Annotated in this window: 45 protein-coding genes; 12 read left to right on the plus strand and 33 right to left on the minus strand. The window is 41.4% G+C overall.

The window, feature by feature from the left end; all coding sequences use genetic code 11:
- Positions 1 to 156: 156 nt before the first annotated feature.
- The 14 genes from GKR48_RS14345 to GKR48_RS14405 all read right to left on the minus strand — a co-directional run bounded on the left by GKR48_RS14345 (position 157) and on the right by GKR48_RS14405 (position 9161).
- Positions 157 to 504, minus strand: a complete 348-nt coding sequence (locus GKR48_RS14345; RefSeq protein WP_132495183.1) for a phage tail protein — start codon at positions 502 to 504, stop codon at positions 157 to 159.
- The gene (locus GKR48_RS14350) at positions 504 to 974 is read right to left on the minus strand and encodes a phage tail protein (protein ID WP_154628569.1); all 471 of its coding nucleotides are present in this window, start codon (positions 972 to 974) and stop codon (positions 504 to 506) included. The genes GKR48_RS14345 and GKR48_RS14350 overlap by 1 nt, the downstream gene beginning before the upstream one ends.
- A gap of 22 nt (positions 975 to 996) precedes the next feature.
- The gene (locus GKR48_RS14355) at positions 997 to 1401 is read right to left on the minus strand and encodes an HK97-gp10 family putative phage morphogenesis protein (RefSeq protein WP_154628570.1); all 405 of its coding nucleotides are present in this window, start codon (positions 1399 to 1401) and stop codon (positions 997 to 999) included.
- Entirely contained in the window at positions 1398 to 1787 is a 390-nt protein-coding gene (locus GKR48_RS14360) for a hypothetical protein (RefSeq protein WP_154628571.1), read from the minus strand. The genes GKR48_RS14355 and GKR48_RS14360 overlap by 4 nt, the downstream gene beginning before the upstream one ends.
- Positions 1774 to 2100: a phage head closure protein gene (locus GKR48_RS14365; RefSeq protein ID WP_154628572.1), complete on the minus strand. Its 327-nt coding sequence runs from the start codon at positions 2098 to 2100 to the stop codon at positions 1774 to 1776. The genes GKR48_RS14360 and GKR48_RS14365 overlap by 14 nt, the downstream gene beginning before the upstream one ends.
- 8 nt (positions 2101 to 2108) lie before the next feature.
- The gene (locus GKR48_RS14370; protein ID WP_154628573.1) at positions 2109 to 2411 is read right to left on the minus strand and encodes a head-tail connector protein; all 303 of its coding nucleotides are present in this window, start codon (positions 2409 to 2411) and stop codon (positions 2109 to 2111) included.
- 88 nt (positions 2412 to 2499) lie between these two features.
- Positions 2500 to 3720, minus strand: a complete 1221-nt coding sequence (locus GKR48_RS14375) for a phage major capsid protein (RefSeq protein WP_154628755.1) — start codon at positions 3718 to 3720, stop codon at positions 2500 to 2502.
- A gap of 15 nt (positions 3721 to 3735) precedes the next feature.
- On the minus strand, positions 3736 to 4341 hold the full coding sequence (locus GKR48_RS14380; RefSeq protein WP_154628574.1) for an HK97 family phage prohead protease: 606 nt from the start codon (positions 4339 to 4341) through the stop codon (positions 3736 to 3738).
- On the minus strand, positions 4331 to 5563 hold the full coding sequence (locus GKR48_RS14385; RefSeq protein ID WP_336431176.1) for a phage portal protein: 1233 nt from the start codon (positions 5561 to 5563) through the stop codon (positions 4331 to 4333). The genes GKR48_RS14380 and GKR48_RS14385 overlap by 11 nt, the downstream gene beginning before the upstream one ends.
- Positions 5553 to 5714: a hypothetical protein gene (locus tag GKR48_RS18215; RefSeq protein WP_195848261.1), complete on the minus strand. Its 162-nt coding sequence runs from the start codon at positions 5712 to 5714 to the stop codon at positions 5553 to 5555. The genes GKR48_RS14385 and GKR48_RS18215 overlap by 11 nt, the downstream gene beginning before the upstream one ends.
- Entirely contained in the window at positions 5711 to 7441 is a 1731-nt protein-coding gene (locus GKR48_RS14390; RefSeq protein WP_154628575.1) for a terminase large subunit, read from the minus strand. Before GKR48_RS14390 ends, GKR48_RS18215 begins: the two co-directional genes overlap by 4 nt.
- A complete protein-coding gene (locus tag GKR48_RS14395; protein ID WP_036979270.1) occupies positions 7438 to 7932 on the minus strand; it encodes a phage terminase small subunit P27 family in 495 nt (164 codons plus the stop codon). The genes GKR48_RS14390 and GKR48_RS14395 overlap by 4 nt, the downstream gene beginning before the upstream one ends.
- Positions 7933 to 7953: 21 nt before the next feature.
- Entirely contained in the window at positions 7954 to 8472 is a 519-nt protein-coding gene (locus tag GKR48_RS14400) for a KilA-N domain-containing protein (protein WP_154628757.1), read from the minus strand.
- A 335-nt stretch (positions 8473 to 8807) separates the two neighbouring features.
- Complete coding sequence (locus tag GKR48_RS14405; protein WP_154628576.1) at positions 8808 to 9161, minus strand: HNH endonuclease; 354 nt, start codon at positions 9159 to 9161, stop codon at positions 8808 to 8810.
- Positions 9162 to 9299: 138 nt separating this feature from the next.
- On the opposite strand from GKR48_RS14405, the gene GKR48_RS14410 reads away from it, so the two are divergent.
- A complete protein-coding gene (locus GKR48_RS14410) occupies positions 9300 to 9644 on the plus strand; it encodes a hypothetical protein (RefSeq protein ID WP_154628577.1) in 345 nt (114 codons plus the stop codon).
- Between the two features lie 319 nt (positions 9645 to 9963).
- Here the strand turns inward: GKR48_RS14410 and GKR48_RS14415 are convergent, their stop codons facing one another.
- The 5 genes from GKR48_RS14415 to GKR48_RS14435 form a co-directional block, all read right to left on the minus strand.
- Complete coding sequence (locus tag GKR48_RS14415; protein WP_154628578.1) at positions 9964 to 10146, minus strand: hypothetical protein; 183 nt, start codon at positions 10144 to 10146, stop codon at positions 9964 to 9966.
- 365 nt (positions 10147 to 10511) lie between these two features.
- Complete coding sequence (locus GKR48_RS14420; RefSeq protein ID WP_230088691.1) at positions 10512 to 10994, minus strand: hypothetical protein; 483 nt, start codon at positions 10992 to 10994, stop codon at positions 10512 to 10514.
- 91 nt (positions 10995 to 11085) lie between these two features.
- The gene (locus tag GKR48_RS14425) at positions 11086 to 11655 is read right to left on the minus strand and encodes a lysozyme (protein WP_336431177.1); all 570 of its coding nucleotides are present in this window, start codon (positions 11653 to 11655) and stop codon (positions 11086 to 11088) included.
- Positions 11636 to 11839, minus strand: a complete 204-nt coding sequence (locus GKR48_RS14430) for a phage holin family protein (protein WP_006658966.1) — start codon at positions 11837 to 11839, stop codon at positions 11636 to 11638. Before GKR48_RS14430 ends, GKR48_RS14425 begins: the two co-directional genes overlap by 20 nt.
- A gap of 62 nt (positions 11840 to 11901) precedes the next feature.
- The gene (locus tag GKR48_RS14435; RefSeq protein ID WP_154628580.1) at positions 11902 to 12147 is read right to left on the minus strand and encodes a hypothetical protein; all 246 of its coding nucleotides are present in this window, start codon (positions 12145 to 12147) and stop codon (positions 11902 to 11904) included.
- Positions 12148 to 12301: 154 nt separating this feature from the next.
- Between GKR48_RS14435 and GKR48_RS14440 the strand changes: the two genes are divergently transcribed.
- Complete coding sequence (locus GKR48_RS14440) at positions 12302 to 12529, plus strand: hypothetical protein (protein WP_006661533.1); 228 nt, start codon at positions 12302 to 12304, stop codon at positions 12527 to 12529.
- On the opposite strand, the gene GKR48_RS14445 is transcribed toward GKR48_RS14440, so the two are convergent.
- From GKR48_RS14445 to GKR48_RS14515, 14 genes are all read right to left on the minus strand, one after another.
- Positions 12516 to 12695, minus strand: coding sequence for a hypothetical protein (locus GKR48_RS14445; RefSeq protein ID WP_154628581.1), 180 nt, complete (start codon positions 12693 to 12695; stop codon positions 12516 to 12518). The two genes, GKR48_RS14440 and GKR48_RS14445, sit on opposite strands and share 14 nt — an antisense overlap.
- 127 nt (positions 12696 to 12822) lie before the next feature.
- Positions 12823 to 13203 carry a hypothetical protein gene (locus tag GKR48_RS14450; protein ID WP_154628582.1) on the minus strand — a complete coding sequence of 127 codons (381 nt, stop codon included), beginning with the start codon at positions 13201 to 13203 and terminating at the stop codon, positions 12823 to 12825.
- A gap of 163 nt (positions 13204 to 13366) precedes the next feature.
- Positions 13367 to 13762, minus strand: a complete 396-nt coding sequence (locus tag GKR48_RS14455; protein ID WP_154628583.1) for an antiterminator Q family protein — start codon at positions 13760 to 13762, stop codon at positions 13367 to 13369.
- 32 nt (positions 13763 to 13794) lie between these two features.
- Entirely contained in the window at positions 13795 to 14334 is a 540-nt protein-coding gene (locus GKR48_RS14460) for a DUF968 domain-containing protein (RefSeq protein ID WP_154628584.1), read from the minus strand.
- Positions 14331 to 14717: a RusA family crossover junction endodeoxyribonuclease gene (locus GKR48_RS14465; protein ID WP_336431178.1), complete on the minus strand. Its 387-nt coding sequence runs from the start codon at positions 14715 to 14717 to the stop codon at positions 14331 to 14333. Before GKR48_RS14465 ends, GKR48_RS14460 begins: the two co-directional genes overlap by 4 nt.
- A complete protein-coding gene (locus GKR48_RS18220; protein WP_006661527.1) occupies positions 14710 to 14895 on the minus strand; it encodes a Lar family restriction alleviation protein in 186 nt (61 codons plus the stop codon). Before GKR48_RS18220 ends, GKR48_RS14465 begins: the two co-directional genes overlap by 8 nt.
- Positions 14892 to 15296 (minus strand): hypothetical protein, encoded by a 405-nt coding sequence (locus GKR48_RS14475; protein ID WP_154628585.1) that lies wholly within the window; start codon positions 15294 to 15296, stop codon positions 14892 to 14894. Before GKR48_RS14475 ends, GKR48_RS18220 begins: the two co-directional genes overlap by 4 nt.
- On the minus strand, positions 15293 to 15937 hold the full coding sequence (locus tag GKR48_RS14480) for a phage N-6-adenine-methyltransferase (RefSeq protein WP_154628586.1): 645 nt from the start codon (positions 15935 to 15937) through the stop codon (positions 15293 to 15295). The genes GKR48_RS14475 and GKR48_RS14480 overlap by 4 nt, the downstream gene beginning before the upstream one ends.
- Positions 15937 to 16185 (minus strand): hypothetical protein, encoded by a 249-nt coding sequence (locus GKR48_RS18225; protein ID WP_230088692.1) that lies wholly within the window; start codon positions 16183 to 16185, stop codon positions 15937 to 15939. Before GKR48_RS18225 ends, GKR48_RS14480 begins: the two co-directional genes overlap by 1 nt.
- Positions 16182 to 17231 (minus strand): helix-turn-helix domain-containing protein, encoded by a 1050-nt coding sequence (locus tag GKR48_RS17955; protein ID WP_230088693.1) that lies wholly within the window; start codon positions 17229 to 17231, stop codon positions 16182 to 16184. The genes GKR48_RS18225 and GKR48_RS17955 overlap by 4 nt, the downstream gene beginning before the upstream one ends.
- A 9-nt stretch (positions 17232 to 17240) precedes the next feature.
- The gene (locus GKR48_RS14500; RefSeq protein WP_112860049.1) at positions 17241 to 17420 is read right to left on the minus strand and encodes a DUF4222 domain-containing protein; all 180 of its coding nucleotides are present in this window, start codon (positions 17418 to 17420) and stop codon (positions 17241 to 17243) included.
- Positions 17413 to 17619, minus strand: a complete 207-nt coding sequence (locus GKR48_RS14505) for a hypothetical protein (RefSeq protein ID WP_154638958.1) — start codon at positions 17617 to 17619, stop codon at positions 17413 to 17415. Before GKR48_RS14505 ends, GKR48_RS14500 begins: the two co-directional genes overlap by 8 nt.
- An 80-nt stretch (positions 17620 to 17699) precedes the next feature.
- Complete coding sequence (locus GKR48_RS14510) at positions 17700 to 18158, minus strand: YmfL family putative regulatory protein (protein ID WP_154628587.1); 459 nt, start codon at positions 18156 to 18158, stop codon at positions 17700 to 17702.
- Positions 18159 to 18195: 37 nt separating this feature from the next.
- Positions 18196 to 18441 carry a transcriptional regulator gene (locus tag GKR48_RS14515; protein WP_112860051.1) on the minus strand — a complete coding sequence of 82 codons (246 nt, stop codon included), beginning with the start codon at positions 18439 to 18441 and terminating at the stop codon, positions 18196 to 18198.
- Positions 18442 to 18546: 105 nt separating this feature from the next.
- Here GKR48_RS14515 and GKR48_RS14520 point away from each other — a divergent pair, with 105 nt between their 5' ends.
- From GKR48_RS14520 to cspD, 10 genes are all read left to right on the plus strand, one after another.
- On the plus strand, positions 18547 to 19236 hold the full coding sequence (locus GKR48_RS14520; RefSeq protein WP_230088694.1) for a LexA family transcriptional regulator: 690 nt from the start codon (positions 18547 to 18549) through the stop codon (positions 19234 to 19236).
- A 114-nt stretch (positions 19237 to 19350) separates the two neighbouring features.
- Positions 19351 to 19572 carry a hypothetical protein gene (locus GKR48_RS14525; protein ID WP_154628589.1) on the plus strand — a complete coding sequence of 74 codons (222 nt, stop codon included), beginning with the start codon at positions 19351 to 19353 and terminating at the stop codon, positions 19570 to 19572.
- 25 nt (positions 19573 to 19597) lie between these two features.
- Complete coding sequence (gene csrA, locus GKR48_RS14530) at positions 19598 to 19783, plus strand: carbon storage regulator CsrA (protein ID WP_006657722.1); 186 nt, start codon at positions 19598 to 19600, stop codon at positions 19781 to 19783.
- A 159-nt stretch (positions 19784 to 19942) separates the two neighbouring features.
- Positions 19943 to 20857: a recombination-associated protein RdgC gene (rdgC, locus tag GKR48_RS14535; RefSeq protein ID WP_154628590.1), complete on the plus strand. Its 915-nt coding sequence runs from the start codon at positions 19943 to 19945 to the stop codon at positions 20855 to 20857.
- 82 nt (positions 20858 to 20939) lie between these two features.
- On the plus strand, positions 20940 to 21728 hold the full coding sequence (locus GKR48_RS14540; protein WP_154628591.1) for a hypothetical protein: 789 nt from the start codon (positions 20940 to 20942) through the stop codon (positions 21726 to 21728).
- Between the two features lie 11 nt (positions 21729 to 21739).
- Positions 21740 to 22222 carry a hypothetical protein gene (locus GKR48_RS14545; protein WP_154628592.1) on the plus strand — a complete coding sequence of 161 codons (483 nt, stop codon included), beginning with the start codon at positions 21740 to 21742 and terminating at the stop codon, positions 22220 to 22222.
- 2 nt (positions 22223 to 22224) lie between these two features.
- A complete protein-coding gene (locus GKR48_RS14550; RefSeq protein ID WP_154628593.1) occupies positions 22225 to 22941 on the plus strand; it encodes a hypothetical protein in 717 nt (238 codons plus the stop codon).
- 69 nt (positions 22942 to 23010) lie between these two features.
- Positions 23011 to 23247: a hypothetical protein gene (locus tag GKR48_RS14555; RefSeq protein ID WP_006662242.1), complete on the plus strand. Its 237-nt coding sequence runs from the start codon at positions 23011 to 23013 to the stop codon at positions 23245 to 23247.
- Complete coding sequence (locus tag GKR48_RS14560) at positions 23237 to 24370, plus strand: phage integrase Arm DNA-binding domain-containing protein (protein WP_154628594.1); 1134 nt, start codon at positions 23237 to 23239, stop codon at positions 24368 to 24370. Before GKR48_RS14555 ends, GKR48_RS14560 begins: the two co-directional genes overlap by 11 nt.
- Before the next feature lie 290 nt (positions 24371 to 24660).
- Positions 24661 to 24894 (plus strand): cold shock domain-containing protein CspD, encoded by a 234-nt coding sequence (cspD, locus tag GKR48_RS14565; protein ID WP_154604319.1) that lies wholly within the window; start codon positions 24661 to 24663, stop codon positions 24892 to 24894.
- Positions 24895 to 24933 lie beyond the last annotated feature (39 nt).

Raw genomic sequence — 24933 nt, forward strand, 5'->3', positions numbered from 1 at the left:
TATTAGATTCGTTATTCGTTAACGGATTTGCTTTCAGTTCAAAATGAGCCTGCCATCCAAGAAGCGTGGAGGCAGGCAGTGATAGGACGCGGTAAGGATCTATTTCTCCGAGTTGTTCTGATAACTCATAGGCAAACCGCAAAAGAGGAGTTTCAGTTAGTTTTTTTTTGCTTCTTCAAGCGTACCAACTGAATGACGCTTCACAATGGAAATGGCTTCAAACAACGATGCATTATCATGAGTATCAAGCAGCTCTTTAGCGGTTGGTAGCTCACTTTTATCGTATGGCTTCCCTTTTTCATCGACAATGCAAGACAAAATCATTTCAACATTTCGTAGTGATGAATCCATGACTTTACCTTCGGCATTGAGTCCAGCCGCTTCTTCTTCCAATGTTAGAAGCTCTGTTGCTGTCATTCTTCGAATGTTTACATCAACACCAAGTAGCTGAACTTTTTGAACATGAGCCTGTGATGTTAAAAATGCCGCCTTTAAATTTTTCATTATTTAGTACCGCCTGCACCTGCTGTTGCCGTTCCCCACACTAAGTTATTCTGTTTGCCTTTGACGGTAATCTGAATAACTTCACTGGCTGGTGCACTAATTTCAGCCATTTCCCATCCCGATAGAGCCATAATCATGGTTGCGGTGCGTTTATTAGGTAATTCAATGAAAAACTGAACAGTTTTTCGCTCTTGTGCTGCATTCAAGAATGCGGTGAAATCAGCATTCTCTGGATCATCAATAAACCCTAATGTTTTTTCAGGGCCTTCCGGCATATCTGAAATAAATTGCTTGTTTGTATCAATAAGTGTAGTGCAGTCAACGAAACTGCCCGTAAGACCTGTAGCACCAATAGCTTTACAGTTTACCAATGGTTTTAGTGCGGTGGGTAGATCGCTGACTTCACCATATTTTACAATAGTGCCAGCAGGCAACATTGCATATTCAGGGGATGATTTTTGACCAGCCATAATAACTCCTAGTTTCAATATGTTATTTAAATCGATATAACGCATCTCTGATTTCAGTGGTTAAAATCTTAAGAACAGCGTGTTTGTTGTAATCTAATGCGGGGCGAATAAAAGGACGGGAAACTTGTTTTACTGTGCCCATTTCCTGAGCAAAAGCTTTAATGAAATGCTTATTTGATGGCCCAACTGTAATTAATACTGAGCTATTCAGTTTTTTACTTTTTGTTGAGCGTATTTTTATGCTATCTCTCATATGGGAAGCTTGAGAGCTTTCATCAAACCCAGCATTACTCTTCATATCATCAAGAACTGGCTCCATGGCTTTCTTGCCAGCATCCCGTAATATTTTTGTTTTTATTTCCTCCTCAAGTCGACTTAGAGCCTCTCCTAATTCACGTAGACCTGTAACGCTAGCGTTAATTTTCATTTTGCGTTCTCTGGATAAGTAAGAACAAAATCACGCATCACTCTGAAAATAACGCGCTTATCTGTCTGCTCCTCTCGTGACTGCATGAAGGCCCCGCGCTGAACGGTTTGTACGGGATATGAACCGATATGACCGTGCGTGATGTTTTCCCAAGCTTCAAGCACCAAAGCCTCTAGCTTCAACGCTTTGGCATAATCATTGGGGATCTGAAAGGTAATTTGAAAACGCGATTGAACAAGGGCGGTTTTAGCGAGCCCAGTAAGCATTTTAGGGTCGCTGATGCGCTGATAAATAACCCCTTCCAACACATCAGATGGCAGTCCTAACGGATATGCCTTTAATCCTGTTAGTCGCTCCAAATCGGCTTTAATGTCAGTTTCTATCATGCTGATTGTCAGCCTCCGTCGTTATGATTAGTCGGTCTGACTGGTTTCTATCAACAGCGCGAACCGTAAAGTTGCGATTTTGATAAGTGATGATCCACCCGATATTAACGTCGCTGCGTGGTCGAATAGTGAATTGGTACGTTTCAATAACCTGCTGTTGATCGGCGGTGCGTATTTTCCGGTTAGACATCGCCTCCGCTTTTGCCCAAACATCTTTGACTTTCACCACGCTAGATTTAGGGACGCCGAGCTCATCCCTCACTTCCTCGATACGCGATAACCAAATCCGCTTATTGAGTTCGCCCGCTTTCATATCACCCCCTAAATATTGATATAGCGATATGGATCCAATAGCGCTTTAAATCCGGCAGACATACCCGTTGTTTCTCTATTTTCATAGAAATGACCCACCGCCAGCATAATGGCCAACTCAATATCCTCCGAGATCTGCAAACCATCTGGATCGGATTCAGGAATATCACCGTCATAAAGCGTTCTGTTGATGTAGTTTTCTGCCCGCTTCTTAGCCGCCAGCATATACGTGATCAGCAAGTCATCTTCTGTTGCATTGTCATCGTCAATCCGACATTGCGCCTTTAACTTCTCCAATGTGGGTAATGGCATGTTTTCACCTTAATGCCTGCGACCATGACCAGATCGCAGGCACAAAAAAACCGCAATTAAGCGGCACTTGACTGGGGGGTATTAATAATTATTTTGTGGCGCCTTTACCGACTAGCGCCTTAATCGCTGAAGTATCTTCAAGGACACAATCGAAGCGGTGGAACGCCAAGAATGCTGTCTGGTCATATTCAGCATAACGCTCAACTAAACGTTTCAGAGTCATGTAGGTCACACGACGCAAAATGAATCGATCAAAGTCACCGCAGAAGATGAATTTCTTACCCGCTTCCATTTTATCAATGGCCTGATCAACCACATATTGCATACCCAAGATAGTCGAAGGAGCAACGCCAGCAATCGATGGCAGCCACAGTGGGCGTTTTTGTGCATCCTCCATTTCTTTCAGGTTTTTTAATGTGTCATCGTTGAACGCTAAACGGAACTTAGGTCCGTTTCGGTATGCAGGGTCTAACGCATGTTCTAAAGCGTTAATATCTTTCCACCCAAACGTTGCGGATGCATCAATCGTACCAGTGACGGAAGCATCTAGCCCTTTAGGCTGCAGCGGCGATCCAGTCCCTGTGCCTTTAACTAAATACTTCGCTTCACCGCGACCAATCCGCTGAGCAATACGGCTACCTAAATATGCTTCAATATTCACGCCGCTATCTTGAAGTAACTCGTTTGATACGCGAATAATTTTAGAGGAAAGCTTTTTCGCACCTAAGATTGCAGTGCCAAATTCTACATCTTGTTCGCTAGCCGCTGTATTTTCGCCTAATAATTCCCCTTCTTCCTCTGTGCCATCCGAAGTGGACCATGTAATATCTTGTCCTGTTGATGTTGTTAAAATTTGTGCGACGCTGGCAATGCCACCATATGCCTTCATCTGCTCAATAATTTTATTCAGCATTTGTGTCGGTACGGTATACCCCCCTTTTTCATCCGGCGATGTTCCCTGCGCACGTAATTCTTTAAGCGCTTGACGCTCTTCCGTTGATAACTCACCGAACCCGCTACGCACAAAGCGATCAAAGGCTAAATTACGACGTTCGACTTTTGCGGCTTCAGGGTCATTATCAGGATTACGACGCTGCTCTTGCTCTTTGTCGTCAACAAATGACTGGTCTAGCGAACGTAATTGTTCTTCACGCTCAATTTGTGCTTCCAAGTTTTCAAGCTCTGTTTTCGCTTTATTCCACTCGGTGCGCTGCTCATCGGTCATCACACCTTCACCCACTTTTTCGTGAATAGCACGCATATCGACAGCGATGGTGTTACGTTTCTGTTTTAATTCATGAAGCTTCATAGTCATAGTATTACCTTATGCATTGAGTAAAGTTAAAATGCGCTCACGCGCTAATTTTTGATTAATCGCTTTTTGCAGATCACCGCCATTTCGCGCTTCCTTCCAAGCTTCCATCGAACGTACTGCGGCACCAGCATCTTGATAAGCCGGATAAGTCACTGGACTCACATCGAATAAGCGCGAGAATTTGTGAATTTCACGAATAATCACGCCTTCATCATCTTGATACCAATCTTCACCATCTCGGGCGACACGAAAGGCAAAAGAACTTTGGTTAATATCACCACGCTGCATCGGTGCTAGCACTAAATCACGGATAGTTTGAGTGTCCGGTGCGGTGATGTCATAAACCAAACCACGCTCATTCACACTTAAAGACAGCGTTCCTGCCGCTGTTCTTCCGAGAATATAGTTAGGATCATGGTTGAATAATCCGCGAACATCATCATTAAGCACGTCATCAAACGCCCCCGGCTTAATGATTTCTTTAAATCCATACATCAACTCAGAACGAGAGTCGAAAACAGAGCCCAGCCCGATAATATGGGTTGCTTGATTCTCTTCTCCGGGTTCGGCTCTCACTTCTCCCATATAGCAGCGAGTTTCTTGATTACTGCTCATCATTATCCCCTTTGGGTTTATCTGTTTGACTACCAACAGGCTGAGCAGCATTAACGCTGACTAACATTTCGTCCAGCCCATCAACTGGGTTCATATCTTCAAAAGCACGCACTTCATTTCGACTCATCCAACCATCAGTAATGGCATAATGATAAAATTGCGCGCGCTCTTTCGCGGTACCTCGTAATAAACCCGCCAAATTAAAGCGAGCATAAAACCCAGCTACTCTTTCTTGTCTTGTGAACAAGCGACGATTAAGTTCCTGCTCCCAATTAACCACCCACGGCATGATGGTATGGCGAACAAACTGAATGGATTGCTCAGAAATATTAGAGTAAGTCGCCTTTTCAAGGTCATTAATCATGTGAGCAGGAACGTTAAAGATCCCCGCAATCATAGAGCGGTTTAATTTCAACATGTCGATAAGCTGAGCATCGACAGGGGAAACGGTTAACGCTTTGTAGTCAAGATCTGCGGGGATAAGCATAGTTTTATTCTCCTGACTACGGAGTGCGGCACTTGCCTTTTGCCACATATCTTTTATACGCGCCCAACCATCTTTATTTAGCTCACCTTTAACAGACAAAATACCAGCCGGTCTTGCATTTCCCCCGAAAAAAGAGCTGGTGTATTTCTGTCCGCTCATTCCCATACCGATAGTTTCAGCATGCTGGGCAATAGGGCTTAACCCCATGCGTTGGTTATTGCCCAGAGCACGAATGTGGATCATGTCATCAGGACTGATGGCAAAATTACCGAGTTCATTGTAAACACCGTAGGTATAACGCCCGCCTGTATTCAATAGGGTTGTTTCCCACGGCATACATGCCTCGAGATTGGTCACTTCCCCTTTGCGGTTACGTACGACCTGCGTGTAACCATTTCCCCAGCCTAAAATGTGTCGATGTTTCGTTTCTCGCCATTTATAGCTGGTTTGCCACTCATTAGGTTCATCGTGAACAAGATGAAATAATGAATGGTCACGCGCTGTTTCAACTTTATTGCCCGATTTACGCATAATATGTAATGGCATTTGAGCAATAGATGAAGAAAGCACGTAAATACACGCATACACTGCGGCAAGCTTCATCGAGGTTTCAGGGCTAACATGTACATCAGCAGTAAAAATTCCATCGGTATCAATGGAATCTGAGGTAATAGGTACCGATGGATTTTCAATGCTTGTCAGTTCATCATTACGAAATAACGCATTAAGAAGCACGTTTCCCCCTCATTGCCGCCACTAATGCATAAACCACCAGCACGGAACCGCCGATCATTAATGTATTGGGGAGCCCATAATTTAGATAACAGCCTGCCATCACCGCGCTGAAACCAATCAATGCAGTGATATCGAGAAATAAGTTTTTCATAGGAATAGTAGATCTTCGTCAGGGTTAAGGGAGGAAAGAAAATCGCTATCTTCATGAAGCATAGCTCGCCCAATCGCCATAATTAACGCTACAGCACCGTCAATTTTGTTTTCATTTTGCTCTTTGATAGGTCTAACCACATCATCATTGCCTGGTAAAAATTTACCCACCACATTCCCCATACACCAAGTCATAATTGGATTTCCATCATGGTGAAAACGCCCTGAAGCAATAGCTGCTTCAAGCTCTTTCATGGGGTCTGACATATTTGTGTAATTTTGAACAATGGTGATAGGGTTTAATCCCTCATCCGCCAATTGGTGAGATAAATTAGTTGCACCGTGTGGGTCAATTGGACTTTCATCAATCGGATTATTCAAGTTATCTGCTTTGGCATCCTCCAAAATAACGCGATAATCAATTTCAGCACCATCGGTTAGTTTTAAGTGCTTAGTTTCAACCCACTTTCTGAATCGTTCCGCAGTTCGTTGATTTTCAATATCAGCACCAAAAACAGCATCATAGGGAACATAAAAACTGGGTGCTATACAGTAATAATGCCGCTTTCCGTCAATTTCACGCGTAAATAACTTAACTCGGGAGTTCATATCCAGTTTTCTGGCCAAGTCGAGCGATTGAACACACGATTGCCCTTCAAACATTTCCAATGTCAGTGTTTTATCTTCGCATTCTCGCCAACTCAGCATGTTGAAATACGCTGAACGCGCTGAAACCCAAATGTTTAGGTGCTTAGTTTTGAAGATGCTGGCAAGTCGAGGATTATTTTTCGCTCTATTTTGTTGGCTAATGAGGAACTCACTGTAGACTGAAACACCCATATTCGGGTTAGCCTTCTTTAGCGTATTAGGATCCGTCCAATCATCTCCTTCATCAACTGTATAAATAACGCCAAATAATTCATCATTAGGTACCGTACCATTCAGCATTTCAATCACTTCACGCCGCTTATCGTAACAAGGTCCCTCGATATTATACCCAGCCGTAGTAATCGCCCACATTAACGGCTGACGTCTAGCCCCCATCCCAGTAAGCATAGTTGTGTAGAGTGAATCAGTATCATGCTCATGATATTCATCCACAATCGCGCAGTGGGGTGATTGACCATCCCCAGGATCGCCGATAAGCGGCTCAAATCGTGCACCGTCTTCAGGGCGGTTCATATTTTTAGCGTTAACCTCGATCCCAAACGCCTCTGTGAGTAACGGTGTGCGTTTGCACATTAGCTTTGCAGGTCTGAATACTTCCCACGCTTGCTTTTCCGTTGTCGCGCCAGAGTAAACCTCTGCGCCAAACTCGTTATCACAAGTAAAGCAATACAATGCCACACCCGCTGAAATAGCGGACTTACCATTTTTACGGGGTATTTCGGTATAAACTTCACGGAAACGCCTAAGCTTAGTCCCTTTTTGTACCCAGCCAAATGCACAGCATACGATAAATAATTGCCATGACTCCAATGTGATAGGCATTCGCTTAAATGCCCATTCCCCTTTTGTATGAGGTAATAGCTGGATAAACTTAGCAGCTTGCTCTGCTAAGTCTTTATCAAATCGATAACGGAATTTACGCCCTTTCTCTTGGGCAAGATCGTCAATATGTCGCTGGCAGGCATCAATGACATATTGACACGCCACAATCTTGCCACGCACTACATCACGCGCATATTGATTTGCCGCATTGACGTTCGGGTAAGATTTACGGCTCATGATGAAATAATCCTCATAAAGGGGTTATCTTGCTTTTTCTGACCAGCCATACCAATTAATCGTTGACGACTACTTGGATCTAAACCCAGCATTGCACCAGTACGATCCATTTCACTCTCTTGTTCTTTCTTCGTTGTTAAATCGGGATTTTTAATTGGCCCACCCGTTGCACCAATTAAGCGAGTTCCATCTCGCATGATCGCAACCACTGCATTACGCCAAATGTGGTAGGCAACGCACCAACGTTCAAGCACGGCTAAGTCGGTAATACATAAAATACCCTGACCACAAAGCTCCTTGATCGTGATTTCCCACATAACAACAGCAAGTTCTAATTCGTTTTCTGTAAACCAATCTGGCGGCGACACGCCTTTTAGTGGTGTGAATACCGGCTCATCTTTGTTGAGTGCTCTTTTACCCGGATTACCAGCCAACTCTTTTCTGGCGGTAGGCTTCGGGCGGCGACCAGACTTGCCCGGAGTGCCAGCCATAACAAAACCTCCAATAAAGCATTAATAGTCATCGATACCCGGCAAATAAATTTGAGCCTCAGAAGCAATTCTCTCTCTAGCGGTGAGTAATAATTGCTTTCTTCCACCAGATCCCCAGTTCGCCATTATTCTTGCGCATCCACTAACATTTTTAGCTTCAGCATCAATGATGTAATCCAACTTATTTAGTCTAGCCATAATATCTAAGCCCTTTCTTGCGGCATCCTTGAAAGTGTTATAAACAAGGATTTCAAACTCAGGCTTTAACCAAGCCGCATATCGAATAACAACTAATTCAAGCGCCCATACACCATGATTTAACCCTCCGTTAATCACCTTTACCGCAGTGCAATTTTGCATTGCGCTTAATTTATCAACGAACGCTTTTACTTGCTTACTCCTCAGAAACTGGCTTGGATTTTGGTTTTCTCTGGCTTCACCATTGATTACCGCTGAAGCATGTAAATCATTCAGACTATATCGACCTTCATTATCCACTCTGACGGATACGCCATTAACGCTCACTCTTGGGAATTGCATAATGTTAACCTTACTTAGCAATGAACCTTGCTGCATAGGAGATCAGCCCATCGAAGCAACATCAGCTATAACTGATCACCTCAAGGCTCATTCCTAAGTACAGGTTCGATGTTTAAAAATAACGATGCATGCAGTGCACCAAATGACGGGTATAAAAAAGCCCCGCTATTGCGAGGCTTCTGATTTCTAATGCATAAATATGGCTAAACAATCAGCCAGTTTTAATTTCATTTTTCGCGGGTATAAAAATTGACTTAAGGCGGCGGTACTTTAAGGCGAGAGTGGTAGGGATTTGACCCGCCCCTCCCCCTTGAGCCTTGATGACTATATGGAAATTATCTTCTGGTTCGTTCGCTTGCCGTCTTGCTTCTATGGCACGACCAGCACAGCGATTGCAGATTGTTATCGTCATCGGTACCACCATGCGCCTTGGGTTTAATATGGTCCACTGTCTTGGCTTCAGTTGGCCTACCTGACTTCAAGCACTCTTGGCATAGATGTTTGTCACGATGCAGAACACGAGCGCGTATCTTGTCCCACCTGAAACCATAACCGCGCTCATGGCGGCTCTTGCCTTGCTGGTGGCTTTCCCATCCAGTGTTCATGTGCTCTTGGCAGTAACCACTACGGTCAGTGGTTGTTTTGCTGCACCCGTGCTTTCGACAAGCGCGGGGGATACGTGGAGGCATAATTTACATCCTAAATTTCATTTTACTTAATGGTTTATTTATAGTTAAAATCCAGTTCATTTTAAACATCAATAATGCAACTGATAGTTATATGGTATACCCACTATAAAATTATTTTTATCTTTGAGATGACTTGTTATGATAAAAAATTACGACCCGTGCGACCCGAAATTTAATCAACATAAATATGTTTGCAATATTGAAGGTGCAATTGAAAATATAATGTCTGACATAGGAGCTGCATATTATGTTGCGAGTAGTGATAATCATCTAATTACAGATTTTTATGGGGAGCATATTTTTGAATTCGATCATGATTTCTGTCGTTGGAGATTGGTATACCCAGATATTAATAATACTATGCAGCCCAACCCGCCTATAGAAATAAATTATCAATTCAATGGAAATTCAGTAAAAGGATTCATTATAGATGATGTTATTATATTTCAAATAATAACATTGGGCTATGATATATTACTTTAATTTATGAATTCATTAAAATGATATTCCAATAAATATATTTAAACACTCTGATTTAAAATATCTCTGTAATAACCGCAAATACTAAAAACATATATAAAACTCTACAAATGCTACTCAATGAATAGCATTTGTAGAATTAAATAAAATTATGTCTCTCCATAAGTCACGCCGTTTTTTCTCCAATGGCTGACGTTTCCACCGCATGAATCTATCCATATTCGGATTCATTGTTTTTGATTCTCAATATGCACTATCTGCTTAGAGGTCGCAGGTCACAGTTAACATACGAGACAGCGACAACGCAGCGCCTCGCTCGCAATTATTCTAGTTGTAGAACGCCATGTTCTTCAGAGCCTGAATAAGCAATCAGACCTTCATAAATAATTTCGTCACCATCACAGATAGTACCTACTTCAATTGTGTAAGACGGTTGACCTTCTTCTTGTGCAAATTCATGTAGTGACTTGATTTTCTCCAGTGTTAATACAATTTTTCCTGTCATTGGTTACCTTCCATTATTTTATTTACATCGCATAAATTCATGCCCGTGCGAATTTTCACTCCCGTATCTAGGTGAATCTCAGTACCTCGAATGCCATTAAAGCTAATGCCCTCGAGGTGAGTAATGCGGTCAAGTACCACTACGACACTTGAATTGTATCCGGGACCATAAGGGGGAAAGTTGTAGGTTTTCACTATGTCGCTATCTCCGTATTAATTTTCAAATAGCAGGATAATTACACCAATGAAAAAGCCCCGCATTTAGCGAGGCTCATGTTTGTAATATCTATTTGAGATTACTACTTCTTTAATGTTGTGCTCATTAATGATTAACGTATAGTGACGCTCATTCATAAGTAGTTATTCTCATTTAGCCCCGATATCTGGGGCGTTTTTATTTCTAGTCGCTTCAATTTCCCGTATTGCCTCTATTTGCCCGTTAGCCTTATCCAATGCTGATAATAAAGAATCAATCCATAGCACCGCTTGGCAATAAGTTAAGGTGCTGGTGGTAGTGGTACTAGCACTGGCTCTGTTAGTGTTTTGGGAATCGGCGTACATTGCCCGTAATTCGTGGGTGTACTTGAGCAACCCATCAGCAATAGGCTGAGGCACAGGCAAATCACAAGTAAGCTCTTTCTTGAGTATTTCGCGGTATTCAATGACTTTCTCCTGTGACTTAACATCAGTTTTGATGCCATTACGATATGCCGTTGTCGCTATTTGATTGAAGCGGTTGAATTGAAAGGATTGAGAAGCAATGACTTTGCTTTTGTTGATGTTATCCGCTTTAAGTAACGAATTACTTTCATGTTCAGTAACCGCCCACCAACCTGCAATAACTAGCATAAAAAAAAGCCAAACTGAGTTATCTATCTTCATAAGTTAACCTGCCGGGCTTTGTTGTAATTGACCGCACTTTGGCAGCGTTTTTCTAAACTTACCTTGTCAGTGCCACCGCAGGTATTGTCATTGAGTGCGTATACGCCAGCTGCCAAACAGACGGGGATTCCGATAATGAAAGCGGATAAGCATAAGCAAACTTGCCATGGCATACTGCGTTTTCTATCTCTCTGCGTGTTATCAGGCCTTTCCACTCTCTACCCCCTGCGTATGTCCAGCGTTTAAGTTCGTTGCAAGCACCAGCGATATCACCTGCATTCAGTTTCTTTAGCATCGTAGAACGTGCAAAAGCACCTGTGCCCACGTTGTAAGCAAAGGAATAAATAGCGGCTCGGGTGTTATCGTCGATATCAACTTTAATTAGAGGGTCCACGCCCTTTCTTACTTTGCTGAGGTCTTTTTCAAGCAAAGCTAAACATTCTGATTCTGTATATGTTTTTGTAGGAATAATGTCAGAACCCGTATGCCCAAAACAAACAGTAGTGACATTCACGACATCTTTATAAGGTTTGGTTTCCATCCCCTCAAAGTAAGCAATCATGCTTACAGTCAAAGCAACTAAGCCACCAGCGGTGGCAGTTTTTATTTTATTTGGTATTTTTGCCACTAGATTCACCTTCTCTTAATTTGAATTCTTTCCGCTTGTAGTACCAATTCACCAAAAATGTGGCGACTGTACATATAATCCCGATGAGCACCGCCCATTGGTCTAACGATAAAGCCCCAGCAGCAGTGGTGATAACTCCAAGAGCATAAGAAAAGGGGCTAGAGTATTTTTCGTGCATACGCATATCCACCCCCTGCGGAGTGTTCCAATAATTAGTTAATAAAAAAGCTGCCAAGGCAGCCTATGTCAATTTGATTGTAATCCCCGACTAATAACCCGAACTGTATCGCCAGTTACTGTCGTGATGTAGGCGTGGTCGGTTCGCTTGATATCAAATGAAGGAACAGAGTCCTTTGCGGTGTACTCCAGCCGAGCCACAATATCAGGATTTTCAGATACTGGATAAAACTCCAGCCGGTACATACTACCAATATGGTGAACCTCTTCGACTTTACGACCATTACGTTCTGCCATTAATTTAAGTGCGTACATAGTTATATTCCTTAGTGTGTAAATAATAGAAAGCCACCAGCAATAGCAGCTAGATTTAGATTAATGAATTTAATCAGTATTTGAGATAAGTTAGAGGTTCAGCCCTATGTGACTTACCGAAGGGATGGCTGATTAACTTCGGAGTGAGATTTATATGGAAAATTACAGTCTTATTGGCATCCACGATTTATCACGTGTCTTTATTGCTAACCCTGTGCCGGGTATAAATTACGTTGTAAATGTGAGCCTGAGTGTAAATGGAATCACCACAATCATTGGTTTGGATGCAATATCACACGATATAAAAAACAAGACGCTGAGCGAGATAAGAGAAATAGCCTACAGTGAGTTTTTGAAGGGGCTTCCATCTACTTCAAAATAAGTAAACGAAGCTCATTTATAGCGTGATCATTAAACGCTTGAGCTTGAGAGATTGCCGAAATTATTTGCAATGACTGTTTCTCAAGCTCTAAAACTTTATTACTGAGCAGCGCCACCCTCTCTTCCAGTGTTAATTGTTCATTATTAGGCTCTTTATTCTTCGACATAACAGTTCCTCTAAATGGAAAGCTACCAGCAAATTAATTGTAACAATTGAACGTGTTGATAGTGATTTGCGGTTGGTATATACAAAAAGGGCTACGCAATGCGCAGCCCTTTTTGATGGCGATAGAGTTATTTTCTTTTAAGTACAACCCTATCCCCCGTTTTTTCAACTATTTTATATTTTCTTAGCTTGTTTAAAACACCCACACCACCAGCAGCAACGGCAATAGATATTGCACTCCATGTGGTTGCTGTGCCTAATATCCCTACTGCTGCGCCAGAACCACCAATGGCAGCAAGTCCAGAGACAGGAGCTGCGGTTCCCCCAGTTCCCACAGTAGCATATGTAGCAAATGCAGCTATACCGATTGCCCCAATAGCTATTGCCCATGCAACATTTCCCGTAGCCTTAATTTTAATAGTGCTTTTAGCTAGATTGCCGGTCACTGTGATTGTATCAATATTCCCTTTAAGAGCTTGAGCTAATTCTTTTTCAGTCGTTATATCCATTTTTTAGACCTATAAATTGAAAGTGAGTGCCCTATTATAGGTCCAATATTTAATTTTAATACACAAAAAACCCCGCACAAATGGCGAGGTTTCATTCTATAAGTTAGGTGACAACGTATTCACTCTTATCACATTAGCACCCAAAATTCGTAACGAAAAGTATCTAGCTATCAATTGTTGATTTATTTGTCCATTCATCCATTTCCAAAACTGCACCAGCCATAATTAAACAGGCATCAATAAAGGTTTCAGCTATCATAAGCTTTTGTCTAATCTTACCTTCCGAACACTTCATGTCCCTTGCTATTGCTGATTTTGATATGTCTTTGATGTAGTGTTTTTCTATCAGATCATATTCATCTTTTTTGCCAGCTTTAATTAGCTGTCCAACAGCTGAGTCGATAAGTATTCCATCGTCATCGCAACAAGAAAGTCGATCACCATTCACATTAGGGAGTAAGCCTTTAAACCCTGCAGCAATTGGTGAATAACCAACACGACTTTTACCTTCGGCAGCCCAACCACCCCAGCGCTCTAAAACTAACTGAATATCTCTCATGCAATAATCTCCACAGCGTTCCGCACAACGCATTAACCAAATACACCCAGACCGATAGAGCGATCTAGAAATTTAAATAACAAAACTAACTGGCTACCGTTTTCTTGTTCCCACCCTTTAGGATCCTTGTGTAACTCGCTGTGGTGAACTCGACACAATGGGATAGTGAACAAGTCATGAGCTTTTGCACCTATTCCACCTTGACCGTATCCGATAATATGATGAGCATCGTCAGCTGTGGCGCCACAAACACAACACGGCTGTGATTTAACCCATTTCAGGTAATCATTGTTAGTCCAGCGCTGAAACTTCGGTAATTTCATAAAACTTGCTGGTGGCTCAGCGTCTATGGTTAAATTTAATACAGGTTTTGATACCCGTTCACCGCTCACCTCGGCGCTGAAGTTATGTTGAGAGGAAGAAATTAAACCCGAGGGTTGATGCTTTAATTCATCAGGTAATGTCGTGATAAGCATTCGGCCACTAAACATACCTAGGCTCGCCCCTGGTTTAAACATCACTGCATTCACTTCTGGAATGATGATTGGAGTTAATATCCATTGATGAATCATGCTGATTTTCCCCCTTCCGCATTAAGAGGGTGTATCTCAATTTCAAACCGACCACCTTTGACTACTTCACACCATTCAATGATTGCGCGCCTAACCTGAACATCATCACTCCAAACGCCTGCATGAGTTAATGCATCAAAAGGTGCTTTCAAGTAATTATCGATATCCATTCGACGTTTTGATGGTGGGTACATCTTCACAGTGACATATACATGCTCAGTGATTGCCTTTGGTTTTTTGCGTAATTGTTCATAGATGGCTGCCGCAGCATTTGCCCGGAACGCGCGCCCTTTTGCACTGATCAGAGTTTTACCGTTGATATTCCGCCAGCAAGCGTTAACACTTGGAGGAAATGGTAGCGTTAGAGATATTGAGTTACTCACTAATTACCCCCTTATTCCATACAATTACTGCCATTGGTTTATCATTAACGTCGGGGCCTTTAGCACCACAGCTATGACATCGAACATAGAACCATGTTCTATAACTATGACTTTCAACTGTTGTGTCAGAACTGTTGCAATAACGGCAAGGCTGGATTTCTGGCATCTTGTCTTTCATGCTCTAACTCCCGCCAGCAGTTTATCTAGTTGTTTAAGCAAAGGACTTCCCATATCGCCGATGTAAGCTTTTTCAACAACAGTTATCCCGCAGAAAATATCCTCTTTATCCCTTTCCTTCTTTTCCTTGAACACTGGCTCAGTATCTTTTCCTCTAGCAGCCTTTAACTTCGTTATTGCCATCGGATCTACTTCATAGTGATAAACTTCAATGTTTTTATGGGATGCTTTTCGTTTTCCTATCGACTTAACGCATCCGAGATCTACCAACATCTTTATCGCGTGATTAGCTTCTGAGTATGTGAAGCAAAGAAGTCTTTCTACATGACGCTGAGTGAATGCATCTAAGTGCCTAACAGCTTTTATGACATCGATGCTTCTTAAATAAACATTGTCTCTCATGCCGCCACTCCCATCTTTTTAGCTAACCACTGCGCTTGCTCTATGAATGCTTTGCCGCGCTGCTCTAACTCTTCACGATTGATGTAATCAAATGCTTTGCCAGTCCAAGTTTTATCGAAAACAACAATTGCTCCGGCGAAAAATGCCCCGGTAGGTTTTTGTTTTTCATCAGCAGGGTTAAACCACTTAGGAACGTCGAAACCGATACGCCCACGAATAAAGCAGATGTGATCCGCATTTTGTGGCCACCAACTTTCACTTGTTGCTGCTTTCAATAAAAAGACATAACGACCGCCCTTTTCGCGCATCGCTGAAGCATAATTCATAATGTGAATAACACCTGTGATGGCCTGTTTATCGTGATATGAAGGTCTTGAATATGGAGGGTTACCAAATGCTACACCGCCGATTTCTTTTAGCTTTTCCGACCAATCTTGAGTGAGCGCATTGTCCTCCGCAGTGTAAAAATGTGGGGCTTTGTTATTTTCACCATCAGTAAATAAATCCAGCGTGAATGGGCCATAGATTGCGTTAACGCCATACACCAGATTTTCGGGAGATTGCCACTGATCACCAATCTCATTAAGTTTATGGACTGGCTTGGCTTTGAGTTCATTGAGTTTTGCAACGTATTCGCTCATCAGATAGCACCTCGCTGCTGGTGGGCTTTTGCAAACATACGAATCCGCTTATAACGCTGCTGAACTTGAAAATAATCAGCGTAGTAGCTTAGATGGCTGAATTTTCTGCAAATAACTAAGCCATCACGAGAATCATTCCAACGACTACGTAAGTCACGAATAGCCCACCAGCGGCGCAGCTGATGCAACATGGCAACAATGCCAAAAACGTTAGTGCCATAGATTTTTTTAGCTTCACTGCGCATCATGCTGTCACCTCTCTCGCTGCTTGTTCTGCTGCCTGTTGCCAAATACCCGCCCATGCCTTGCGTCCAACAAAGTCAGTCATACGACGAACGCCAGATTTGCCCGCTAACTCAGCGGCAATTTCTTCGATACGGTTTTGTGGTTTTGAACGGGAACCGATGATGCGAGTGAATGCCTCGTCACGCTCAACTTGGTCGATAGAAACCTTTTGCTCACCCGCTAAACGGAGTGTTAAATCATCCCACTGGGTGCGTAATGCCTTCGGACATTGAACATTCTTTTTCCAAAATGCATCCTGGCTAACGCGTTTGTAGAATTGGCAAATCTCTTTGTGGGTGCGACCATCTTGGCTCACCATCAGGCGAACATCGTTAGCCCACTCAGTGTAGTTAGGCTCCTTAGGAGCATTGAGACCTAAATCTTTGAATACTTCGCACTTGCGGCTAAACAGCCATTCAGCACACTTGAGGTCATCCGCAGATCCCCATTTCTGGAAGTTAGGGCTGTAAATCACTGCCTCTGGGTAACGATTTAAAAAATCAATTTTAGGCTTGTCGCTGGATTCGCTAGAATTCTGCGACGAAGAGTTAGTTACTGATGGATCTTGTTTTGAAGTTACTGACGGATCGCCCCCAGATTCTGACGGGTCAAAATGGTTATTTTTGCTCGATTCTGACGGGACAGATTTTGATGCAACGGATTTTGACGCGTCAGGATTTGACGTATCAGATTCTGCTGGTTGAGGTAATGCGGCTCTCGCTGCTAAAGCTAATTTATCAACATTAAGCTGATAGATATTGCTCGCATTACGGTTACCTTTACGGCGCTTTTCTCTCGACAACCAACCATCTTTTTCTAAATCTTTGATAGCGGTACGCACAGTGCTTTCACCTGCACCAATTTGGCGGGCAATCGTTGGTACCGATGGCCAGCACACGCCCTCATCGTTTGAGAAGTCTGCGAGACGAGCCATGATAGCAACTGAGGTTATCTTCAAACCTGCTGGCGCACAGCCATCCCAAACATAACTTGATAGTTTTACGCTCATACTTGCTACCTACTCGACTCTTGTGAATTCATCTTTAAATTTGTACAAAGGGGCGAAGCATTCATGTTCATAGCCGTCACGCAGGTATATGACCCACTGCTTTTCTCGCTCATAACGTATGACGCGAACGCGAATACCACGCTTATCCAGATACACCCGATTAAGATTATTTGGGTTTTCATTAGACATGCGCCTCGCCTTTGCTATTGAAATAAAAGTTAGCCCAGTCGTTTCTCAACTCAGCGATATCTACCAATTGCTGCTCAGTCTGGTAGTTGCCCGAGGCATCTGCTGAAGTTATGATTTCTACATATTGAAACGGACCACTTTTAGAAGCTGGTAAGCAGCGGAATTGCTTTTTAGCTCTGATTTGGTTTAAACTGCTCATGCTAATTACTCCACAAATGTTTTTAGCGACCCCGACGCCCGGACCGCATATCTGGGCGTCACCCTTTCTGGCTATGCTCATCATTGTTTAATCCCATAAACGCTTTCTAAAGAACCCACGAAGCCCAATGCATAAGCAAAGACTTTCTCCATTTTTCTGTAGATAGCTGAAATTTCATCTGGTGTTAAAACGCCATCAGAAATACTGTCTTTGATTAAAACGCTTAACGCCCCCTGCATTGCTCCCAAACGCATTTGAATATCGAACAATTCAACCTTGTCTAAGCTCTCTGCTTCGATTTTCACCGCTGGCGTAATTCCGTGGCGTTCCATGTGATAAGCCACCAGCAACTCAGTACCGGACAACTCTTCAATCGCTTCCAGCTCATCAATTTCAAAAAAGCGACAGCCGTTTTTCTCATACAGCTTGTTGTTGAACGTTGTTTCAGATATCCCCAAAGCACCCGCCATTGCCGAACGTCCACCAGGAAATGCTTTGCACATCTCTTTCACGACTTCTTTTAGTGTTTGTTTGCACATATCTACAATTCCGTTGTTTTGTTGGTAGTTAACTCTGTTAGTTGGTTTTGGTACTGTTTGGTAAACCATCAAGCTCATTTGGATAAAGATCAGGTCTAAGTTGGTGTGGAGAAATTTCCCATCCGCCCATTTTGCAGAGTTGAATTACACGCTCCGCGGGAACCTTGTTGTTTTTAATCCAATTAAAAACCGATTGAGGTGAATTAAAACCGAATAAACGTGAGACGGAAGACGGGACACCTACGGCTCTAATTGCTCTCTCTGTAATGTTTTCTTTATTCATTTTTCTTCTCCGATTAAGAATAGAATAAATACTACTTAAAGTAGAGATAATAAGCAACTTAAAATAGAAATGACAATACTTAAAGTGCGAGATAGACTTCTACTTATGGTAGAAAATACAAAATACAGTGATTTCGCTAAGAGACTTACTGAGCGCATGAGAGATGCTGGTGTCGATGTTAAACAGCTATCTGAGAATGTCGGTGTTTCCTATGAAATGGCTCGGCGTTATACGCTTGGAACTGCAAAGCCCAGAGATGACAAAATGGAACAAGTAGCAAATACGGTGCATTCCACGCCAGTTTATCTCGACTATGGCGTTGATATATATGGAAGCTTTGGCGAAGAACAAGAAAGAGATACGGTAACAGTGAGGCAAATCGAAGCATTTGCATCTGCTGGGAATGGTTACATTAATAACCCTTTCCCTGAGATAATCCGCTCAATAGAAATCCCCAAAGAAAGAGTCTATGAACTTTTCGGTAGAAATAGCCTTGATGGTGTCGTAATCATAAATGCTGATGGTGACAGCATGTCGCCAACATTGAACCCTAAAGATTTGCTCTTTGTAGATACAAAGGTTGAGCAATTTACTGGCGATGGCATTTATGTATTTAATTTCGAGGGCTCGACATTTATTAAACGATTACAAAGAGTTAAAGGTAGAAAGCTAGCGGTTATGTCTGATAATGAATTTTACCCGCCGTTCTATATTGAAGACCATGAAATGCATGAATTGTATTTTCATGGAAAATTAATTCGAAGCTTGCCTATGTCGTTAAAACAATTCGCATAATTAAAAAAACCAGCGGAAGCTGGTTTTATTTTACCTTTATTTTCTACTTTTAGTTGTTGACATAATCTACTTTTAGTTGCATTCTTATTTCACACAAGGAATAGGATGGAACTTATGCAAACTAACTCAAACAAACCAATCGTTACCTTTAACAACCCAATGTCCACAGATGAAATTCATGCGTGGATTTTGGAGAAAGCTGCTGCACTTAAAAAACTTGAAAGCCTTAACGCTGCCTACGCAGAACTCAAAGAAAAGCTGGTAAGAATCGAAGATGATATTTACGAGCAAACTGAGATCTGCAATGCGGGTCTGGGCCTACCAGCAACCAACTAATCAACTATGTGGAGTAATTAGTGGAATGCTTATTTTAACCCGTCGTGCCGGTGAAACAGTTGTTATTGGTGATGATGTCAAAGTCACTGTTTTGGGAATTAAAGGATGCCAAGTGCGGATTGGTATCGAAGCACCAAAAGATACAAGTATTCACCGCGAAGAAATTTATCTTCGGATCCAAGCTGAAAATAATAATGCCGTTGCTAGTTAGTAATTATTGATAATTTTTTTGGCGGTGCCATGCCGCCTCTTTTTTCTAAATATAAATAAGACCATTGGCGTCAGTCCATACGGGTAAATATGTGCTTAATTACTGTCAGTGGTCTTATTTATATTGTGGAGTTAATTACAAATTAATGAGGGTTATCTCATGAGCGTTTTTAATGTAAAAAGCTTGGTTATATATCGCCTTACTCGTGATATTGATTTAAGTAATATTGAAGAACAGTTATCACATTTAAAATACCAACCTTGTGGTTCACTGGACATGTCGCGATTTGGTTTTATTCCACCACTAGGCATCGGTAAATCGGATTGCTTAACTCATCAAGTTAACAACCAAATGTTAATCTCTCTTTTTAAAGAAGAGAAAATATTACCAACGCCAGTTATTAATGATGCATTAAATAAAAAGGTGGGAAAATTAGAAGCGGATCAGGGTAGGACGCTAAAGAAAACCGAGCGTCAAGCCATTAAAGATGAAGTGATTCACGAGTTACTACCTCGCGCGTTCTCTAAATATGCCCGCTTCGATGTATGGGTGAATATTACTGATGGTTTTATTGCTGCGCTAGTTTCGTCACCTCGCCGCGCTGAGGATTGCTTCGCAATGATCCGTAAAGCTATTGGCTCTTTGCCCGTTGTTCCATTAACAGTGCAAGACCCAATTGAGTTAACACTAACTGAATGGGTTAGAAGTGGGCAATTACCAAAAGGCTTTGTGTTTGGTGAGCAATCAGAAATGAAAGCCATTCTTGAAGAAGGCGGAATTGCTAAATATTCAAAACAAGATTTAGTCTCGGATGAAATTCAGTCCAATATTGAGGCTGGTAAATTAGTAACTAAATTATCATTGAACTATGAGGACAGAATCACCTTCTGTATTAATGATAGTTTTATTCTTTCCAAAATTAAATTTGATTCTGCATTTTTAGAAACTAATGATGATATTGGAATGGAAGATTACAACCAACGCTTTGACGCTGATTTCTTCTTAATTGTTTCAGAGTTAAATATTTTAACAAAAGCATTAATTGATTCACTTGGCAAAGAAGCCAAGCTTTAAATAATTTACCCAACACCAAGGAATTTAATTCTCTTTATTAAGAGACGGACTCTTATTATCTAAATTTTGTGGAGTATTAATTATGCCAAATCATGTCACTAATGAATTAATCATGACATCAGGAAATGAAAAAGAAAAGCTGCATGTACTTAATAGTATCATCAACAATGACGGCATCTTTGATTTTAATAAACTAATAAAAATGCCAAAAACGTTAAATATTACTTCTGGGTCTCATACTGAAATGATGGCGGCAGCTATAAGAGAAAATGACAAAGGCGTTTTTGAGCGATTTAAAAAACAACTTGGCCCGAAACGATATAAAAAATTAGTTAATGAAGCCAAGCAATCAATTAAGAACGAAGCCCTATACGGTCATGCCACTTGGTATAGCTGGCGCATCTCGAATTGGGGAACAAAATGGGGCGCATATGATGTGCTGATGCCAGTGAAGCATAAATATAAAAAAGTAAAATATGGGCATCGCCATACTCCAACACATGTTAAATGCTACGAAAAACGTATTTATAAAAAACGATTAAAAAGACATATTGCCAATGGGGGCGAGTTAGTAATTAAGTTTGATACGGCATGGTCTACACCTGAACAAATTTATGCAGCACTTGGAAATAAATTTAGCCAGCATAGCTTTTCTGTTCGATTTGCTGATGAAGACCTAGGTAGTAATTGCGGGACGTTCGATATTATTAATGGGGATCTAGTCAACATTAATATAGCTAAATCTTATAGAGAACAATCTGAATCTGAAAAGTTACATTGGCGCAAATTTGCTTTTCATTTATGTCATCCAGAATTATCGCCTGGTGATTATGGTATGGATGAAAACTATCAATATACAGATGATGAGTAGAAGGTGTAATTATGCAAATTAACCAAATTGGATTAATTTCCGCTATATCTACTGAAATAGAAAAACAAATACCCGGCACCCCTGCCGAACCTCGTTATATGAATGCCATTATTAATGCTGCTAATTTGATTTGTGATGAATTCAGAAGACCTATTGTTAAAACATCCAGTGGCATGGGCCTTACTGCTTGGTTAGCGAGTGATGATACTGGGGCTAGTTCAAAATACATGGCTTCTATTCTTTCAGGTCAGTTTAGTGTTTCTCATAACTATCCTTGGGATCCGTCTGATTTTGGTCGCTGTATTCGACTACTGGAAGCGGTGCCTGAACTAGAAAGTGAATTACATAAAATGAAAGCATGTTCACCACAATGGGCTGCTGTAGTGGACAACTGGGATAAATGGATCGAGCTCTATAAGGCTCGCAATAGCAATAAACTTTATCAAGAAATGAAGTCTGCCTATAACTCGATTGAAGCAAACAAAGGTATTTAATTATGTCTTATATCTCAACGTTCACTGGCAAGCATTTCGATTTTGTTAATATCTGTGCAGAAGATATTTCTATCGAAGATATTGCACAGGGCTTATCTAACGAATGTCGGTTTGCTGGCCAAATTGACTCTTTCTATTCTGTGGCTCAACACTCTGTTTATGTTAGCCAGCTTGTACCGCCTGAGTACGCGTTAGAAGCATTATTGCATGATGCCGCTGAGGCTTATTGCCGTGACCTGCCAACGCCATTAAAAGCATTGCTGCCGGAATATAAAGCAATCGAAAAGACTATTCAGTCTGTTATTTGCGATAAATGGAACTTGCCAACAGTGATTAGTGATGTTGTTCACTATGCGGACCTGACAATGCTTGCAACAGAACGCCGTGATTTAGATGTGGATGGTGATAACCAATGGCCTATTCTTGAAGGGATCCCATCAAGCGACCTGATCACTGTAAACCCAATGCTGCCAGTCCAAGCAAGGGCTATGTTTATTCATCGCTATAACCAGCTTACGGGGATTACTCCTGAGTATGATGCCGATCTAAAGCTTGAAGAAATCTACGGTTATGGCGCTTACGGGAAAATCTTCAACGATAAGAAAAATCGATTCTACGATGGAGCTTCTATTCAAACATCACGAGTAATCAATATCGATACTTATCTTGCTGATGGATATATCCAGACAGTTAACTCAGTTTACAGAATTGTTGTGTGAGGTTAAATCGTACCGAGTATTTGTGGTTGAATTTTTAGTCTGCATGCGGGCAGATATGTGGAGGTAATTATGTCTAGAATGGTATCTCTAGAAGCATGGGCAAAACTGGAATTCGGTGATGATGCGCCCAGCAAGCAAGTGTTATTGAAGTATGCGAAAGCGAACATGATGGTACCACCAGCCTTAAAAGTTGGTAAGAAATGGATGGTAGATCGTGATTCCCGCTGGGTGGGTATTGTTTCAAAACCTCAATTACCGAATTGCTCAAACGATAAACTTCAAAGGATATTATCTGATGGCAGCTAGACCCCGCGCTCATAAAATCACTATTCCAAATTTGTATCGGAAATTAGATAAACGAAACGGAAAGGTTTATTGGCAATATAAACACCCGTTAACAGGTAGGTTTCATAGCCTCGGCACGGACGCCGAGGAAGCCGAGCAAGTAGCCGCTCAAGCAAATGTGGTTATAGCTGAACAGCAAACAAAACAAATACTCAGTATCAATGACAGGCTTTCAAATATTAAAAATAAGAAAATTGGCATTAGCGTGTCCAATTGGATTGATAAATATTTAGAAATACAGCAAGAACGAATGGACCAAGGAGAGTTAAAGCTAAACTCATATAAGCAAAAAATTAAGCCGCTAAATCTATTTAAGCAACACTGCGGGATGATGTCCTTAAAAGATATAACTGCGCTTGAAGTCGTTAAAATAACAGACGAAGTAAAGGCGCTCGGGCATAACCGAATGGCTCAAGTAGTCAGATCCGTGATTGTTGATGTGTTTAAAGAGGCTCAGCATGTTGGCCATGTTCCACCAGGGTATAACCCTGCTCTTGCAACCAAGAAACCTAGAAGCAAAGTGAAGCGAGAGCGTTTATCGCTGGATGAATGGAAGGCTATCTATCAGCAAGCAGCTATGCACCCTCATTACTTACAGCATGGGATGCTATTAGCTCTAATTACAGGGCAGCGCCTTGGTGATATCACAAAAATGAAATTCTCGGATGTTTGGGATGGAATGCTGCATGTTGAGCAAGAAAAAACAGGAACGAAAATTGCTATCCCATTAACGTTGAAGTGTGATGCTATAGAAATGACGCTTGGTGATGTGATCTCCATGTGTAGGGATCTTGTTGTTAGCCCTTACCTACTTCACCATCGCCATTCTATTGCTAGGGGTAAAAAAGGCGGGGCAATATCAAATACCTCATTAACGGCCGCGTTTAAAAATGCACGTAATAAATGTGGAATTACTTGGTCGAAAGGTGCTGAACCAACCTTTCATGAACAGCGTTCTCTTTCTGAAAGGATATATCGAGAACAAGGATTGGATACTCAACGATTGTTAGGTCACAGGTCGAAAGTAATGACTGATAATTACAACGATGATCGCGGTAAAGAGTGGAAAATTGTCGTAATTTAAAGACTCAAATTTTTAAATGTTTTGGGGAGTATTTTTGGTGGGGTTTTGGGGAAGAAAATAATTGCTTATAAAACAAACAGAAACACCATAACACTCCTTATGCGTTTAATCATAATAAGAAAATCGATATTTTAATAAATCAATATATACAATAAGTTAAAAACAGATAAAAAATATTATCGAAATAAAACATTAATTTAATTTACGTGTAATGAAAAAGCTCTTCTGGTATACATATGCATTTTATGCATGTATATAAACAGTCAGTAGCAAACTTGAAGGACGGAAATATGAATACAGGTACGGTTAAGTGGTTCAATAATGCCAAAGGTTTTGGTTTTATTTGCCCAGAAGATGGCGGAGATGATGTATTTGCACATTATTCCACAATCCAAATGGATGGTTACCGGACTCTCAAAGCGGGTCAAAAGGTCAACTACACGCTTATGATTGATGGACCTAAAGGCGCTCATGCTACCGCCATTATTCCAATTATCGAAAGTAGTGAAGCAAAAGCAGAATAAGTTAGGGTAATAGAGCACAGTTAATTATTTTTAAGGGGT

Source organism: Providencia sp. wls1943, from assembly GCF_009706275.1.
Lineage (GTDB): Bacteria > Pseudomonadota > Gammaproteobacteria > Enterobacterales > Enterobacteriaceae > Providencia > Providencia zhijiangensis.

Coding starts and splice junctions, on each gene's coding strand:
- GKR48_RS14440 (WP_006661533.1), top strand. CDS start 12,302: ATGGAAAATTACAGTCTTATTGGCATCCACGATTTATCACGTGTCTTT.
- GKR48_RS14375 (WP_154628755.1), bottom strand. CDS start 3,720: ATGAAGCTTCATGAATTAAAACAGAAACGTAACACCATCGCTGTCGAT.
- GKR48_RS14420 (WP_230088691.1), bottom strand. CDS start 10,994: ATGCTAGTTATTGCAGGTTGGTGGGCGGTTACTGAACATGAAAGTAAT.
- GKR48_RS14475 (WP_154628585.1), bottom strand. CDS start 15,296: ATGAGAGACAATGTTTATTTAAGAAGCATCGATGTCATAAAAGCTGTT.
- GKR48_RS14525 (WP_154628589.1), top strand. CDS start 19,351: ATGCAAACTAACTCAAACAAACCAATCGTTACCTTTAACAACCCAATG.
- GKR48_RS14560 (WP_154628594.1), top strand. CDS start 23,237: ATGGCAGCTAGACCCCGCGCTCATAAAATCACTATTCCAAATTTGTAT.
- GKR48_RS14445 (WP_154628581.1), bottom strand. CDS start 12,695: ATGTCGAAGAATAAAGAGCCTAATAATGAACAATTAACACTGGAAGAG.
- GKR48_RS14500 (WP_112860049.1), bottom strand. CDS start 17,420: ATGTCTAATGAAAACCCAAATAATCTTAATCGGGTGTATCTGGATAAG.
- GKR48_RS17955 (WP_230088693.1), bottom strand. CDS start 17,231: ATGAGCGTAAAACTATCAAGTTATGTTTGGGATGGCTGTGCGCCAGCA.
- GKR48_RS14480 (WP_154628586.1), bottom strand. CDS start 15,937: ATGAGCGAATACGTTGCAAAACTCAATGAACTCAAAGCCAAGCCAGTC.
- GKR48_RS14545 (WP_154628592.1), top strand. CDS start 21,740: ATGCAAATTAACCAAATTGGATTAATTTCCGCTATATCTACTGAAATA.
- GKR48_RS14520 (WP_230088694.1), top strand. CDS start 18,547: ATGGTAGAAAATACAAAATACAGTGATTTCGCTAAGAGACTTACTGAG.
- GKR48_RS14410 (WP_154628577.1), top strand. CDS start 9,300: ATGATAAAAAATTACGACCCGTGCGACCCGAAATTTAATCAACATAAA.
- GKR48_RS14555 (WP_006662242.1), top strand. CDS start 23,011: ATGTCTAGAATGGTATCTCTAGAAGCATGGGCAAAACTGGAATTCGGT.
- GKR48_RS14400 (WP_154628757.1), bottom strand. CDS start 8,472: ATGCAATTCCCAAGAGTGAGCGTTAATGGCGTATCCGTCAGAGTGGAT.
- GKR48_RS14395 (WP_036979270.1), bottom strand. CDS start 7,932: ATGGCTGGCACTCCGGGCAAGTCTGGTCGCCGCCCGAAGCCTACCGCC.
- GKR48_RS14415 (WP_154628578.1), bottom strand. CDS start 10,146: ATGACAGGAAAAATTGTATTAACACTGGAGAAAATCAAGTCACTACAT.
- GKR48_RS14540 (WP_154628591.1), top strand. CDS start 20,940: ATGCCAAATCATGTCACTAATGAATTAATCATGACATCAGGAAATGAA.
- GKR48_RS14435 (WP_154628580.1), bottom strand. CDS start 12,147: ATGTACGCACTTAAATTAATGGCAGAACGTAATGGTCGTAAAGTCGAA.
- GKR48_RS14450 (WP_154628582.1), bottom strand. CDS start 13,203: ATGGATATAACGACTGAAAAAGAATTAGCTCAAGCTCTTAAAGGGAAT.
- GKR48_RS14430 (WP_006658966.1), bottom strand. CDS start 11,839: ATGCGTATGCACGAAAAATACTCTAGCCCCTTTTCTTATGCTCTTGGA.
- GKR48_RS18220 (WP_006661527.1), bottom strand. CDS start 14,895: ATGAAAGACAAGATGCCAGAAATCCAGCCTTGCCGTTATTGCAACAGT.
- GKR48_RS14345 (WP_132495183.1), bottom strand. CDS start 504: ATGAAAAATTTAAAGGCGGCATTTTTAACATCACAGGCTCATGTTCAA.
- GKR48_RS14390 (WP_154628575.1), bottom strand. CDS start 7,441: ATGAGCCGTAAATCTTACCCGAACGTCAATGCGGCAAATCAATATGCG.
- GKR48_RS18215 (WP_195848261.1), bottom strand. CDS start 5,714: ATGAAAAACTTATTTCTCGATATCACTGCATTGATTGGTTTCAGCGCG.
- GKR48_RS14460 (WP_154628584.1), bottom strand. CDS start 14,334: ATGATTCATCAATGGATATTAACTCCAATCATCATTCCAGAAGTGAAT.
- GKR48_RS14405 (WP_154628576.1), bottom strand. CDS start 9,161: ATGCCTCCACGTATCCCCCGCGCTTGTCGAAAGCACGGGTGCAGCAAA.
- GKR48_RS14455 (WP_154628583.1), bottom strand. CDS start 13,762: ATGAGAGATATTCAGTTAGTTTTAGAGCGCTGGGGTGGTTGGGCTGCC.
- GKR48_RS18225 (WP_230088692.1), bottom strand. CDS start 16,185: ATGATGCGCAGTGAAGCTAAAAAAATCTATGGCACTAACGTTTTTGGC.
- GKR48_RS14510 (WP_154628587.1), bottom strand. CDS start 18,158: ATGTGCAAACAAACACTAAAAGAAGTCGTGAAAGAGATGTGCAAAGCA.
- cspD (WP_154604319.1), top strand. CDS start 24,661: ATGAATACAGGTACGGTTAAGTGGTTCAATAATGCCAAAGGTTTTGGT.
- GKR48_RS14360 (WP_154628571.1), bottom strand. CDS start 1,787: ATGATAGAAACTGACATTAAAGCCGATTTGGAGCGACTAACAGGATTA.
- GKR48_RS14350 (WP_154628569.1), bottom strand. CDS start 974: ATGGCTGGTCAAAAATCATCCCCTGAATATGCAATGTTGCCTGCTGGC.
- csrA (WP_006657722.1), top strand. CDS start 19,598: ATGCTTATTTTAACCCGTCGTGCCGGTGAAACAGTTGTTATTGGTGAT.
- GKR48_RS14355 (WP_154628570.1), bottom strand. CDS start 1,401: ATGAAAATTAACGCTAGCGTTACAGGTCTACGTGAATTAGGAGAGGCT.
- GKR48_RS14515 (WP_112860051.1), bottom strand. CDS start 18,441: ATGAATAAAGAAAACATTACAGAGAGAGCAATTAGAGCCGTAGGTGTC.
- GKR48_RS14380 (WP_154628574.1), bottom strand. CDS start 4,341: ATGAGCAGTAATCAAGAAACTCGCTGCTATATGGGAGAAGTGAGAGCC.
- GKR48_RS14365 (WP_154628572.1), bottom strand. CDS start 2,100: ATGAAAGCGGGCGAACTCAATAAGCGGATTTGGTTATCGCGTATCGAG.
- GKR48_RS14505 (WP_154638958.1), bottom strand. CDS start 17,619: ATGAGCAGTTTAAACCAAATCAGAGCTAAAAAGCAATTCCGCTGCTTA.
- GKR48_RS14550 (WP_154628593.1), top strand. CDS start 22,225: ATGTCTTATATCTCAACGTTCACTGGCAAGCATTTCGATTTTGTTAAT.
- GKR48_RS14370 (WP_154628573.1), bottom strand. CDS start 2,411: ATGCCATTACCCACATTGGAGAAGTTAAAGGCGCAATGTCGGATTGAC.
- rdgC (WP_154628590.1), top strand. CDS start 19,943: ATGAGCGTTTTTAATGTAAAAAGCTTGGTTATATATCGCCTTACTCGT.